The following is a 13,972-nucleotide window of genomic DNA, read 5'->3' as shown; positions in this document are numbered from 1 at the left end:
TCATCGCGGGCAAGCCACGCTCCCACATGCAAATCCTGTGGGAGCGTGGCTTGCCCGCGATTGAGCGCGCAGCGCTCACTGAAACTGTTGCTTAGTATATCGGCCAGGCCCAACAACCGTCGGGCCTTGCACGCAATTATTGCGAAAAGTTACTCCAGTGCCTTCCAGATGTCCGTCGCGTACTCGCGAATGGTCCGGTCCGAGGAGAACCAGCCCATCCGCGAGGTGTTCAACACCGCCGAACGCCACCATTCCTTGGAGTCGTGCCAATGGGCTTCAACGCGCATCTGCGCGTCCCAATAAGAGTCGAAGTCGGCACAGACCAGGAAGCGGTCGTAATCCACCAGCGAATCGATCAACCCGGTGTAACGGGACGGATCATCCGGCGAGAACACCCCGCCACGAATCGCTTGCAGCACGTCGCTCAGCCGATGGGACGCTGCGATGTCCGGCGTCGCGTTGAACTCATGGTTCTGTTTGCGCGCTTCAACCTGCTGCGCACTGAGGCCGAAGATGAACATGTGCTCGGCGCCGATGCGCTCGCACATTTCTACGTTGGCGCCATCGAGGGTGCCGATGGTCAGGGCGCCGTTGAGGCCGAACTTCATGTTACTGGTGCCGGAGGCCTCGAAGCCTGCGGTGGAAATCTGCTCCGACAAATCCGCCGCCGGAATAATGCTCTCCGCCAGGCTGACGTTGTAGTTGGGCAGGAACACCACTTTGAGCAAACCGCGCACAGTCGGGTCGTTGTTCACCACCCGGGCAATGTCGTTGGTCAATTTGATGATCAGCTTGGCCTGGTGATAACTGGCGGCGGCCTTGCCGGCGAAGATCTTCACGCGCGGCACCCAGTCGACTTCCGGTTCGGCCCGAATCGCCTGATACAACGCCACGGTGTGCATCAGGTTGAGCAACTGGCGTTTGTACTCGTGGATCCGTTTGACCTGCACGTCGAACATCGCCGCCGGGTTGACCGCCACGCCCAGCCGCTCGTGAATCAGGTACGCCAGGGCTTTTTTGCTGTGCAGACGCTGATCGGCGAAGGCTTTTCGGAACGCGGATTTCTCGGCGAACGGTTCCAGATCGAGCAAGCGCTCTTCGGGGTTATCCAGCAAATCCGGCCCGAGGGCATCGACCATCATCGACGTCAGTTCGGGGTTGGCCTGGTAGAGCCAGCGGCGGAAGGTGATGCCGTTGGTCTTGTTGTTGATCCGGTCCGGGTAGAGCTTGTGCAGTTCGGAGAACACGGTTTTGCGCATCAGCTGCGTGTGCAGCCCGGACACGCCGTTGACGCTGTGCGAACCCAGGAACGCGAGGTTGCCCATGCGCACACGACGGCCGTTGTCTTCTTCGATCAGCGATACCGCGCGCAACACGTCGAAGTCGTGAATGCCTTTGGCCCGCAGCGAATCGATGTGCTGGGCGTTGATCAGGTAAATGATCTGCATGTGCCGCGGCAACATCCGCTCCATCAAGCCGACCGGCCAGGTTTCCAGCGCTTCCGGCAACAGCGTGTGGTTGGTGTACGACAGCGTGTCCACGGTGACTTGCCATGCCGCATCCCAGGCGACGTCGTAGACATCGACCAGTTGGCGCATCAATTCGGCCACGGCAATCGAGGGGTGCGTGTCGTTGAGCTGGATCGCCGCGTGGTCGCCCAGGGTCAGGACCGAGGTGTGCATGTTGCGGTGACGTCGCAGCAAATCCTGCAATGAGGCAGCGACGAAGAAATATTCCTGGCGCAGGCGCAGTTCCTGCCCGGCTTCAGTGCTGTCCGCGGGATAAAGCACGCGGGAAATACTTTCGGCCCGGGCGACTTCTGCCACGGCGCCCAAGTGGTCACCGGCGTTGAAGCGTTCCAGGTGCAAATCTTCCATCGCGCGGGCGCGCCACAGACGTAGCGTATTGACGCTCGCCCCGCGCCAGCCGACCACCGGCGTGTCATAAGCAATCGCCCGCACGGTTTCAACCGGGGTCCAGACTTGCTTGGTCTTGCCGTTTTCATCGGTGACGGTTTCGACGCCGCCGCCGAAGCCGATTGGGTAAACGACTTCCGCTCGCTCGAATTCCCAAGGGTTGCCGAAATCCAGCCAGTGTTCGGTCTGCTCCTGCTGCCAGCCGTCAACGATGGCCTGGCGGAACAAACCGTGTTCATAACGAATGCCGTAGCCGTGGCCGGCGATGCCCAGGGTCGACATGCTTTCCATGAAGCAGGCGGCCAGACGACCGAGGCCACCGTTGCCCAGCGCCGCGTCGGGTTCCAGCAGGCGGATGCGTTCAAGGTCGACACCGAGTTCGGTCAGCGCTTCACGGGCGACGTCGAGCAAGCCCAGGTTGCTCAGGCTGTCGTAGAGCAGCCGGCCGATAAGAAATTCGAGGGAGAGGTAATAAACCCGTTTCTGTCCTTTGCGGTAGATCTGCCGGGTGTGGTCCATCCAGTGCTCGACCATGTGATCCCGCGCCGCCAGGGCGATGGCTTCGAACCAATCGTGGTCGAAGGCGTGATCCGGGTCTTTACCCACCGCGTAGGTGAGTTTGGTCAAGACGGCGTCGCGGAATGCGGCCACCTCTGCTTCGCGAACAAGTGGTTCTTGAGTCATCGATAGGACCTCGAGCGAGCGTGGAGTTGTTGAGCCTAGACGGTCTGACAGACGGTGAGGGCTCTGGTTCGGCAGTTTTTCCTGATAGTGCGAGATAGGTCGGCATTACCTTGTCGTGTGCCTGAATCAATGCAGGGGCCGTGCCGGATTAACGGTGCTTTTTGGGTGATACAGAAAAAATCTGGCGAAAGGTTGTTCAAAAATCCACCAGTCCCGGTATGATCGCGCGCCCTGATGCACGTAGCTGGTAACAACCGATGATGAAGCCCAACCTGATCGCCGCCGCTGAGATCGATCGCCTCGATACCTGGGCCAAGTACTCTGCGCCGATGTGCGGTTCCTGCGTGTCCAGCTGCTGCACGCTGCCGGTCGAGGTCAAGATCAAGGATCTGATCCGTATCGGCATCGTCGACGAGTTCGAACGCGGCGAGCCGGCGAAGAACATCGCCAAGCGCCTGCAGAAGGAAGGAATCGTCGAACGCTACAGCCAGAAGACCGAGATCTTCACCCTCCAGCGCATGAGCAACAACGATTGCCTGTACCTGGATCGTAAGAGCCGTCTGTGCACTATTTATGAAAAGCGCCCGGATACCTGCCGCAATCACCCGAAAATCGGGCCACGGCCTGGGTATTGCGCGTACAAGCCGAAAGAAGTGGTGCGCGAGACCAGCGAAAGTCGTCGGCCGCTCGATAAGTTCTGATCCGCCATATCGCTACCTGAGCCGCCCCCATCGCGAGCAGGCTCACTCCCACAAAAGCAAGCATTCCAAGAGCACTGGGCTCAGGTGCAAAGGCGTCTTGAATTCCACTCTCGTTACGACATGGCCGAGTGATAAAACCCCGCGCATGTAGGGCTTACTCCTACAGATCCCCGGCTACTCATCCGACAGAAAACCTTAACTATAAATATTAATGTGGAGCATCTTTCCCCTAGATAAGATGCTCATGCGCTATTTAAAAGTGACGGCCCAGGATCGTAGTGGTAACGGAAAAGCTGATGCCGTGCTGCTGCACTTTCACAATGGATCAGCCAACCTGGTCCACGAAGCCTTTGCGGTCGATATGTCCGCAGACGGCAATATCGAGTTTGGCTTTGCCGGTGATATCAACAGCGACGGAGAGCAGAACTTCCAGGACCAGCTTCAGCTAAAAGCCTTCGCCGAGGCTTTTCTACAACTGAACTGGTTCAATACAGGAGATAACTGGGAGCGTTATCTCAAAATTGATGCGAAAAACTATCACGAGGATGGTTCGCCCAATGTCGTCACACTTCAGTTCAGTGAAGACAACGGCACACCTTGCCTTCCCATCCGGATGAGATTTGCCTCGGCCTATGATGGTGACAATGATGGCAAGCTGGACTCATTCACCAACAGCGATGTGAACGGAGACGGTATAGCCAATAAAGCCGACAAAGTGCTGATGCGTAAAATTGCGGAAACCTTTCTCGCCTTTCAATGGTTCGATGCCTGACCCCGAAACCACCCCTGCGGCCTTCAACTACGCACAAACAAAAACGCCCCCGACCTTGCGGTCGGGGGCGTTTTTTTAAGCGTTAACTAAGTCGAAACTCAGTTACCCGCTTTCTTGGCAGCGCGGGTACGCTCGCTTTCGCCCAGGATCTTCTTACGAAGACGGATGGACTTAGGAGTGACTTCGCACAATTCGTCTTCTTGAACGAATTCCAGAGCCTGCTCCAGAGTGAAGCGGATAGGCGGAACCAGAGCGATGGTTTCGTCTTTACCCGAAGCACGCATGTTGTCGAGCTTCTTGCCTTTGGTTGGGTTGACGCCCAGGTCGTTGTCGCGGCTGTTGATGCCGACGATTTGACCTTCGTACACGTCTTCACCGTGACCCAGGAACAGTTTGCCGCGAGCTTGCAAGGTTTCCAGCGAGTAAGTCAGCGCCTTACCGGTAGCAACCGACACCAGCACGCCGTTCTGACGGCCGGACATGTCGCCGGACTTCATCACGTCGTAACGGTCGAAGATCGAGGTCAGGATGCCTGCACCGGAGGTCAGGGTCAGGAACTCGTTACGGAAACCGATCAAGCCACGAGCCGGGATGTTGTACTCAAGGCGCACACGGCCCTTGCCATCCGGAACCATGTTGGTCAGGTCGCCTTTACGGATACCGATCTGTTCCATGATCGAACCTTGCGATTCTTCCGGCAGGTCGATGGTCACGTTTTCGTACGGTTCGTGCTTGACGCCGTCAACCATGCGGATGATCACTTCCGGACGACCAACACCCATTTCGAAGCCTTCGCGACGCATGGTTTCGATCAGTACCGAGAGGTGCAGCTCACCACGGCCGGAGACTTTGAACTTGTCGGCGGTGTCGCCTTCTTCAACGCGCAGGGCAACGTTGTAGAGCAGTTCTTTGTCCAGACGTTCCTTGATGTTACGGGAAGTCACGAACTTGCCTTCTTTACCGCAGAAAGGCGAGTCGTTTACCTGGAAGGTCATGGAAACGGTTGGTTCGTCAACGGTCAGCGGCTTCATCGCTTCGACGTTCAGTGGGTCGCACAGAGTGTCGGAGATGAACAGCTGGTCGAAACCGCTGATGCAGACGATGTCGCCGGCAGCTGCTTCGTCAACGTCGATACGGTGCAGACCGTGGTGACCCATCAGCTTCAGGATACGACCGTTACGCTTCTTGCCGTCGGCGTCGATAGCGACAACCGGAGTGTTCGGCTTGATGCGGCCACGAGCGATACGGCCAACGCCGATAACACCCAGGAAGCTGTTGTAGTCCAGAGCGGAGATTTGCATCTGGAACGGACCATCACGGTCGACTTTCGGCGCAGGTACGTTGTCGACGATCGACTGGTACAGCGGGGTCATGTCTTCAGCCATGTCGGTGTGTTCCAGACCGGCAATGCCGTTCAGGGCCGAGGCGTAGACGACCTTGAAGTCCAGCTGTTCTTCGGTAGCACCGAGGTTGTCGAACAGGTCGAAGATCTGGTCCAGAACCCAGTCCGGACGCGCGCCTGGACGGTCAACCTTGTTGATGACCACGATTGGACGCAGGCCGGCTTCGAAAGCCTTCTTGGTCACGAAACGGGTTTGCGGCATAGGGCCGTCTTGAGCGTCAACCAGCAGAAGAACGGAGTCAACCATCGACATTACGCGTTCAACTTCGCCGCCGAAGTCGGCGTGGCCCGGGGTGTCCACGATGTTGATGTGGTAGCCGTTCCAGTTGATGGCGGTGTTTTTCGCCAGAATGGTAATACCGCGCTCTTTCTCCTGGTCGTTGGAGTCCATCACGCGCTCGTCGTTGAGCTCGTTGCGCTCCAGGGTGCCGGATTGACGCAAGAGTTTGTCTACCAGGGTGGTTTTACCATGGTCAACGTGAGCAATGATGGCGATGTTGCGTAGATTTTCGATCACTTGTGTATCTCGATCAGAGGATTCGGTGTGCTGACAAGTCTTGGCAGCGATTAACAGTAGAGTCAGGCCTTGCCGTTACAGCTTGACGGCAGAGTCGGGGGGCCGGTGACGCAGGCCACAGGCATACAGCCCCGGGCTCTTAGCTCGGTCGATAAACGCGCACATTGGCATGCCCCTCACTGAGCAAATGGTGGGCATGCAGGCGACTCATCACGCCTTTGTCGCAATACAGCAGGTACTGGCGAGTAGGGTCCAGTTCCTTGAAACGAGCGTTCAATGCATAGAAGGGCATCGCTTGTACCTCGATACCAGCCAGGGCCAGCGGATCATCTTCAGCGGCATCCGGGTGACGGATGTCGATGATGATTTGCCCCGCCAGCGCTTCGCTGACTTCTTCAATCTGCAAGTCCTGGCCCAATTCGTCGATTACGCGATCGATCGGGACCAGTTTGGCGTTCTCGAGCGCACGCTCAAGGACCGCCATGTCGAATTCTTTCTCTTCATGCTCCACGCGCGGACGCTTGGCGTGGGTCTTTGGGTTCACCGAGATGACCCCGCAGTATTCCGGCATGTGCTTGGCGAAGTCGGCAGTCCCGATTTCGTTGGCCAGGTCGATGATGTCCTGCTTGTGACTGGCGATCAGCGGACGCAAGACCAGCTTGTCAGTCACGCAGTCGATCACGGACAGGTTCGGCAACGTCTGGCTCGACACCTGGGAAATCGCTTCACCGGTGACCAGCGCTTCAATGTCCAGCCGATCAGCAATACGGGAAGCAGCGCGCAACATCATACGCTTCAAAACTACACCCATATGACTGTTATCGACTTTCCCGAGAATTTCTCCCAGAACTTCCTCGAACGGCACACTGACAAATAACACGCGTTGGGAGCTTCCGTACTTCTTCCAGATGAAGTGCGCGACTTCCATGACGCCCAGTTCATGGGCCCTTCCGCCCAGATTGAAGAAGCAGAAATGGCTCATCAGGCCACGACGCATGATCTGGTACGCCGCCACGGTGGAGTCAAAGCCACCGGACATCAGCACAAGCGTCTGTTCCAGTGCACCCAGCGGATAACCGCCGATGCTGTTGTGCTGGCCGTGAATCACAAACAACCGTTTGTCGCGAATTTCGATGCGAACTTCGATTTCCGGCTCTTTCAGCGAGATTCCGGCGGCGCCGCACTGACGACGCAGTTGGCTGCCGACGTATTTTTCGACATCCATCGAACTGAATTCGTGCTTGCCGGCACGCTTGCAGCGCACCGAGAAGATCTTGCCGGCCAGGGACTCTCCGAAGTGCTGCTTGCACTTGGCGACGATGTCGTCGAAATCGCCCAACGGGTATTCATCGACCTGCAGGAAATGCGCGATGCCCGGCATGCAGCTCAGGCGCTCGGTCATCTCCTTCAGGGCTTTGGGCTCGCTGACGCGGGTTTCCAGCTCGAGATTGTCCCACACACCGTTCACCACCACGGCCGGGTCCAGGTCGCGGAGCACGGTGCGGATGTTTTTAGCCAATTGGCGGATGAAACGCATCCGTACCGGGCGGCTCTTGATGGTGATCTCGGGGAAGACTTTTACGATTAGTTTCATGAAAACAGCGCGCGCTGGGCCAGCCGAAAAAGGGGGGCGCGGATTATAGCGGAAATTGCTCAAGGTTTAACCAGTTAATGTGCAGAAGGTTTTGTGCGCACCAAAACAGGTCATTTGCTGGAATTAACGCTACATTACGGGGCGCTATTTCCAGCACTGCTCCGCTTTGTACCTTTATAAGCGTGAATTTGGGGCAAAAAACCCATGGTGGGGCACTGGCATGCAATTTGCTCCCTTGTGAGGCAGGTTGCCTTGGCAGAGTATTCGCGCCGGCATCACCCACATTCTAAGGGCATCCACTACTAAGCCCGAAGCCACCCGGAGGACACTATGTCGAAGTCGGTTCAACTCATCAAAGATCATGACGTCAAGTGGATTGATCTGCGCTTCACGGACACCAAAGGCACTCAGCACCACGTGACCATGCCGGCTCGCGACGCGCTGGATGACGCTTTCTTCGAAGAAGGCAAAATGTTCGACGGCTCCTCCATTGCTGGCTGGAAAGGCATCGAAGCCTCCGACATGATCCTGATGCCGGACGACAGCACTGCCGTACTCGACCCGTTCACCGAAGAGCCGACCCTGATCCTGGTTTGCGACGTGATCGAGCCTTCGACCATGCAAGGCTACGACCGCGACCCACGTGCGATCGCCAAGCGTGCCGAGGAATACCTGAAGTCGACCGGTATCGGTGACACCGTATTTGTGGGTCCAGAGCCTGAGTTCTTCATCTTCGACGAAGTGAAGTTCAAGTCCGACATCTCCGGCTCGATGTTCAAAATCTTCTCCGAACAAGGTTCGTGGATGTCCGACCAGGACGTGGAAGGCGGCAACCGTGGCCACCGTCCTGGCGTCAAAGGCGGCTACTTCCCTGTTCCGCCATTCGACCACGACCACGAAATCCGTACCTCCATGTGCAACGCCATGGAAGAAATGGGCCTGGTCATCGAAGTTCACCACCACGAAGTGGCGACTGCTGGCCAGAACGAAATCGGCGTGAAGTTCAACACGCTGGTGGCCAAGGCTGACGAAGTTCAAACCCTGAAGTACTGCGTACACAACGTTGCTGATGCATACGGCCGCACCGCGACCTTCATGCCTAAGCCTCTGTACGGCGACAACGGTTCGGGTATGCACGTTCACCTGTCCATCGCCAAAGATGGCAAGAACACCTTCGCTGGCGAAGGCTATGCCGGCCTGTCCGACACCGCCCTGTACTTCATCGGCGGTATCATCAAGCACGGTAAGGCACTGAACGGCTTCACCAACCCGTCGACCAACTCCTACAAGCGTCTGGTCCCAGGTTTCGAAGCACCGGTAATGTTGGCCTACTCGGCTCGCAACCGTTCCGCCTCGATCCGTATTCCTTACGTGTCCAGCCCTCGCGCTCGCCGTATCGAAGCCCGCTTCCCGGATCCAGCAGCCAACCCATACCTGGGCTTCGCTGCACTGTTGATGGCTGGCCTGGACGGCATCCAGAACAAGATCCACCCTGGCGATGCTGCTGACAAAAACCTGTACGACTTGCCGCCTGAAGAGGCGAAAGAGATCCCACAAGTTTGCGGCAGCCTGAAAGAAGCCCTGGAAGAGCTGGACAAAGGTCGTGCGTTCCTGACCAAAGGCGGCGTGTTCTCCGACGACTTCATCGACGCTTACATCGCTCTGAAAAGCGAAGAAGAAATCAAGGTCCGCACCTTCGTACACCCACTGGAATATGAGCTGTACTACAGCTGCTGATCCGGTAGCGCTGCGGCACGCAGCGTGACAAAAAAGGCCTCCTTCGGGAGGCCTTTTTTTGTTGGGGCAGTTTCCCACAATGAAATCCGCCATCTCCTCGGGTGCACGCAGCATAGTCCGGCATCAACCACCCTTAATGACTCGTAGCCTGTCCTCTGCTCGAACTCAAAGGATGGATCGATGAATACCGTTACGCTAAAGACATCAGTGGTCGCTCTCTTCGCCCTCGCCCTTCAAAGCTGCACCACAACCACCACCCCCACACAAATCGAACGAGAAGTCCTGCTCAAAAGCAGCCGATCGTGGGACGACACACCTTACGTTCGCTACCCGGGTGCGGCACCCGAGCTGACAGTGCTCAGACTCAAGATACCAGCCAACACCCAACTGCCTTGGCACACCCATGCCATGCCAAATACGGGCTATGTCCTCTCCGGCGAGCTGATGATCGAGAACAAGGACAACGGCCAGACCAGACGCGTCAAACAAGGTGAAGCCGTGGCGGAAATGGTCGATATCGCCCATCGCGGGGTCACCGGTGATGAACCGGTAGAGTTGATTGTGTTCTATGCTGGCAGCGAGGGTATTCCACTGTCGGAGTAAATCCTTGCTGCTCACAGGGAGTCTGAATGCAGCCACTCTTAATGCTTTTGCTGCTGTCCTTCGTTTTTCCCGTGATGGCCCAAATCTACAAATACACCGACGCCGACGGCAACACCGCCTACAGCAATCAACCGCCCGATGGCGTCACGGCCCAACCGGTAGAACTGCCGCCTCTCAATAATATTGAGCGCCAGCCTCTTTCCGCACCGCCTACCGACACCGTTAACAATCAGCAGCCACACAGCGCCTATGAGGTACTGCAACTGACCGGCCTGCCCACCGAAGAGGCCCTGCGTGCCAACAATGGCACTTTCACCGTCAGCGTCCTGATCAAACCGCGCCTGAAAGCGCCGCACTTGCTGAGATTGCTGCTGGATGGACAACCGTATGGACAATCAAGCAATGTGCCGATCCTGCAACTGGTGAACATCGACCGCGGCGAGCACAGCCTGGCGGTACAGGTGGTTGATGGCGAGGATGCCCTTCAGCAAAGTCCGACCGTGACGTTCACCGTGCAACGTGTGCATAAACCATGAGGCTTTCGCTGCTGATCGCCTGTTTGATCACGCTCCCGGTGTCAGCCGAGGTCTTCACATATGTCGATGCCCAGGGCAATCGCGCATTCACCGACCAGCCGCAACACGGCAACGCCAAACGCGTGCCGCTGGCGACCAGCAATCGCATGGCTGCCCAGCCCGCCACTGTGAAACCGCTGATTGCCGCGAACCCGCCCGAAGAGCAGCCGCTGTTTCATTACGACTTGCTGCGCATACTGGTGCCGGAGCCGGACGCAACAATCCGCAGCAACGCCGGCGAAATTATCGTCAGCGTCACCAATGAACCCGGCCTGCAACCGGGTCATCGCTACCGCCTGCTACTCGACGGCCAACCCACCGCCGAACCTGGCCTGAGTCCTGTATTTCCCCTGACCAATATCGATCGCGGCAGCCACAACCTGTCGGTGGAAATCGTCGACGAACAAGGCCGTACGGTCGAACGTACCGCCAATCAGCCCTTCCATATGCTGCGCACGTCACTCGCGCAACAACGCCGGGTCAAACCCTGCACCCTCGTCGACTACGGCCAACGACCGGAATGCCCCCTCGAAGACAAACCGAAAGAAGAAAAAAACCCCTTCTTGCGTTTGTTCTAACGTCGTTCAGCTTTGCGCACTATATTGGTGCGATAGGTTGCACCGTACCCACATCGCAACCCATTTTGGTTCGAAAGTACCCGAGAAAGCTGGCAGAACGCCACGCAAACGAGCGTCAAACGCCCGTTTCAGGCCTTAATTGCTTCTTTTCGGAGCCTTGGTTTGGTTTTTGCATTTTCCCCGCATCAGCGCTTGTTTCTTGCGCACGCTCCGCTCCAAAAGAGGTCCTGATGACCATTAGCGACGCACTACACCGCTTGCTACTCGACAACCTGACCACCGCCACCATCCTGCTCGACGCCGAATTGCGCCTTGAGTACATGAACCCGGCGGCGGAGATGCTGCTGGCCATCAGCGGCCAGCGTAGTCATGGGCAGTTCATCAGCGAATTGTTCACCGAATCTACTGAAGCGCTGAATTCCCTGCGCCAGGCGGTCGAACAGGCGCACCCGTTCACCAAACGCGAAGCGATGCTCACGGCCCTCACCGGCCAGACTCTGACCGTCGATTACGCAGTCACGCCGATCTTGGCCAACGGCGCCACCATGCTGTTGCTGGAAGTCCACCCCCGTGACCGCCTGCTGCGGATCACCAAGGAAGAGGCGCAGTTGTCGAAGCAGGAAACCAGCAAGATGCTGGTGCGCGGCCTCGCTCATGAAATCAAGAATCCGCTGGGCGGGATTCGCGGCGCCGCACAATTGCTCGCCCGCGAACTGCCGGAAGAAAGCCTGCGCGATTACACCAACGTGATCATTGAAGAAGCCGACCGCCTGCGAAACCTCGTCGACCGCATGCTCGGCTCGAACAAATTGCCGTCACTGGCCATGTGCAACGTCCACGAAGTGCTGGAGCGCGTCTGCCATCTGGTGGAAGCGGAAAGCCAAGGCTGCATCACCTTGGTGCGCGATTACGACCCGAGCATTCCGGACGTGCTGATCGACCGCGAACAAATGATTCAGGCGGTGCTGAACATCGTGCGCAACGCGATGCAGGCCATCAGCAGCCAGAACGAATTGCGCCTGGGCCGCATCAGCCTGCGCACCCGTGCCATGCGCCAGTTCACCATCGGCCACGTGCGCCATCGCCTTGTGACCAAGATCGAAATCATCGACAACGGTCCGGGCATTCCTGCGGAACTTCAGGAAACCATCTTCTTTCCCATGGTCAGCGGTCGCCCGGACGGTACCGGGCTGGGCCTGGCCATTACCCAGAACATCATCAGCCAGCACCAGGGCCTGATCGAATGTGACAGCCACCCAGGCCACACCACTTTCTCGATCTTTCTGCCACTGGAACAAGGAGCCACATCGACATGAGCCGTAGTGAAACCGTGTGGATCGTCGATGACGACCGTTCTATCCGTTGGGTCCTGGAAAAAGCCTTGCAGCAGGAAGGCATGACCACGCAAAGCTTCGACAGCGCCGATGGCGTGATGAGCCGCCTAGCGCGCCAGCAACCGGACGTGATCATCTCCGACATCCGCATGCCGGGCGCCAGTGGCCTGGACCTCCTCGCACGGATTCGCGAACAACACCCACGGCTGCCAGTCATCATCATGACCGCTCACTCCGATCTGGACAGCGCTGTCGCGTCCTATCAGGGTGGCGCGTTTGAGTACCTGCCCAAGCCTTTCGATGTCGACGAAGCCGTCTCCCTGGTCAAGCGCGCTAACCAGCATGCACAGGAACAGCAAGGCCTGGAAGTCCCGGTCGCCCTGACCCGCACACCGGAAATCATCGGCGAAGCACCGGCGATGCAGGAAGTGTTTCGCGCCATCGGGCGCTTGAGCCACTCCAACATCACGGTGCTGATCAACGGCGAATCCGGGACCGGTAAAGAACTGGTGGCTCACGCCCTGCACCGCCACAGCCCACGGGCGGCCTCGCCGTTCATCGCGTTGAACATGGCGGCAATTCCAAAGGACTTGATGGAGTCCGAGTTGTTCGGCCACGAAAAAGGCGCGTTCACCGGCGCGGCCAACCTGCGTCGCGGTCGATTTGAACAGGCGGATGGCGGCACGCTGTTCCTTGATGAAATCGGCGACATGCCAGCCGACACCCAGACCCGTTTGCTACGGGTATTGGCCGACGGCGAGTTCTACCGCGTTGGTGGTCATGTGCCGGTGAAGGTCGATGTACGAATCATCGCCGCCACTCACCAGAACCTGGAAACCCTGGTGCACGCCGGGAAATTCCGTGAGGACTTGTTCCACCGCCTCAACGTAATCCGCATCCACATTCCGCGCCTGTCGGACCGTCGCGAAGACATCCCGACACTCGCCAAGCACTTCCTCAGTCGCGCCGCGCAAGAACTGGCGGTCGAGCCGAAGCTGCTGAAAAGCGAAACCGAGGAATACCTGAAGAACTTGCCGTGGGGAGGCAACGTCCGTCAGCTGGAGAACACGTGCCGCTGGATCACGGTGATGGCATCGGGTCGCGAAGTGCACATCAGCGACCTGCCGCCTGAACTGCTGAGCCTGCCACAGGATTCGGCGCCGGTGACCAACTGGGAACAAGCGCTGCGCCAATGGGCCGATCAGGCGTTGGCGCGTGGTCAGTCGAGCCTGCTGGACACCGCCGTGCCGGCTTTCGAACGGATCATGATCGAGACCGCCCTCAAACACACCGCCGGCCGCCGCCGCGATGCTGCGGTCTTGTTGGGTTGGGGGCGTAATACCCTGACGCGCAAGATCAAGGAGTTGGGGATGAAGGTGGATGGCGGGGATGATGATGAGGGGGATGAAGGCTAAACCCTTCACCTGATCGTTCCCACGCAGAGCGTGGGAACGATCAACATTTCGAACTCTGTGCACCGCCGCAATGCACCGTGAACCGCAATCGCGCACAAACACTGATCCCGCTCCCCATCACTTTTCGCAATCGAACCCCTATCG

General features: G+C 57.9%; 11 protein-coding genes. 8 read left to right on the top strand and 3 right to left on the bottom strand.

Going from position 1 to position 13,972, the window contains the following annotated elements; genetic code table 11:
* Positions 1-149: 149 nt before the first annotated feature.
* Complete coding sequence (locus tag J2X66_RS17530) at positions 150-2,600, bottom strand: glycogen/starch/alpha-glucan phosphorylase (RefSeq protein ID WP_310266539.1); 2,451 nt, start codon at positions 2,598-2,600, stop codon at positions 150-152.
* A gap of 260 nt (positions 2,601-2,860) precedes the next feature.
* Between J2X66_RS17530 and J2X66_RS17525 the strand changes: the two genes are divergently transcribed.
* Both J2X66_RS17525 and J2X66_RS17520 read left to right on the top strand, forming a co-directional pair.
* Positions 2,861-3,301, top strand: a complete 441-nt coding sequence (locus tag J2X66_RS17525) for a YkgJ family cysteine cluster protein (RefSeq protein ID WP_123435589.1) — start codon at positions 2,861-2,863, stop codon at positions 3,299-3,301.
* A 244-nt stretch (positions 3,302-3,545) separates the two neighbouring features.
* Positions 3,546-4,073, top strand: a complete 528-nt coding sequence (locus tag J2X66_RS17520; protein ID WP_310266537.1) for a hypothetical protein — start codon at positions 3,546-3,548, stop codon at positions 4,071-4,073.
* A gap of 98 nt (positions 4,074-4,171) precedes the next feature.
* Here J2X66_RS17520 and typA read toward each other — a convergent pair whose 3' ends face one another.
* A complete protein-coding gene (gene typA, locus J2X66_RS17515; RefSeq protein WP_310266535.1) occupies positions 4,172-5,992 on the bottom strand; it encodes a translational GTPase TypA in 1,821 nt (606 codons plus the stop codon).
* 139 nt (positions 5,993-6,131) lie between these two features.
* Positions 6,132-7,586 (bottom strand): tRNA uracil 4-sulfurtransferase ThiI, encoded by a 1,455-nt coding sequence (thiI, locus tag J2X66_RS17510; RefSeq protein ID WP_310266533.1) that lies wholly within the window; start codon positions 7,584-7,586, stop codon positions 6,132-6,134.
* A 330-nt stretch (positions 7,587-7,916) separates the two neighbouring features.
* On the opposite strand from thiI, the gene glnA reads away from it, so the two are divergent.
* The 6 genes from glnA (at position 7,917) to ntrC (ending at position 13,828) form a co-directional block, all read left to right on the top strand.
* Complete coding sequence (gene glnA / locus J2X66_RS17505) at positions 7,917-9,323, top strand: glutamate--ammonia ligase (RefSeq protein ID WP_027922158.1); 1,407 nt, start codon at positions 7,917-7,919, stop codon at positions 9,321-9,323.
* Positions 9,324-9,503: 180 nt separating this feature from the next.
* Complete coding sequence (locus J2X66_RS17500; RefSeq protein ID WP_310266531.1) at positions 9,504-9,926, top strand: cupin domain-containing protein; 423 nt, start codon at positions 9,504-9,506, stop codon at positions 9,924-9,926.
* Positions 9,927-9,952: 26 nt separating this feature from the next.
* On the top strand, positions 9,953-10,462 hold the full coding sequence (locus J2X66_RS17495; protein ID WP_310266529.1) for a DUF4124 domain-containing protein: 510 nt from the start codon (positions 9,953-9,955) through the stop codon (positions 10,460-10,462).
* Positions 10,459-11,079, top strand: coding sequence for a DUF4124 domain-containing protein (locus J2X66_RS17490; protein WP_310266526.1), 621 nt, complete (start codon positions 10,459-10,461; stop codon positions 11,077-11,079). The genes J2X66_RS17495 and J2X66_RS17490 overlap by 4 nt, the downstream gene beginning before the upstream one ends.
* Before the next feature lie 230 nt (positions 11,080-11,309).
* On the top strand, positions 11,310-12,395 hold the full coding sequence (gene glnL / locus J2X66_RS17485) for a nitrogen regulation protein NR(II) (RefSeq protein WP_008024908.1): 1,086 nt from the start codon (positions 11,310-11,312) through the stop codon (positions 12,393-12,395).
* Entirely contained in the window at positions 12,392-13,828 is a 1,437-nt protein-coding gene (gene ntrC / locus J2X66_RS17480; RefSeq protein ID WP_027922162.1) for a nitrogen regulation protein NR(I), read from the top strand. The genes glnL and ntrC overlap by 4 nt, the downstream gene beginning before the upstream one ends.
* Positions 13,829-13,972: the final 144 nt, after the last annotated feature.

Origin of the sequence: Pseudomonas sp. 3296, assembly GCF_031456615.1 — a bacterium.
Lineage (GTDB): Bacteria > Pseudomonadota > Gammaproteobacteria > Pseudomonadales > Pseudomonadaceae > Aquipseudomonas > Aquipseudomonas mucoides.
The sequence above is the reverse complement of the archived record's forward strand: the minus strand, read 5'-3'. Positions and strand labels throughout refer to the sequence as shown.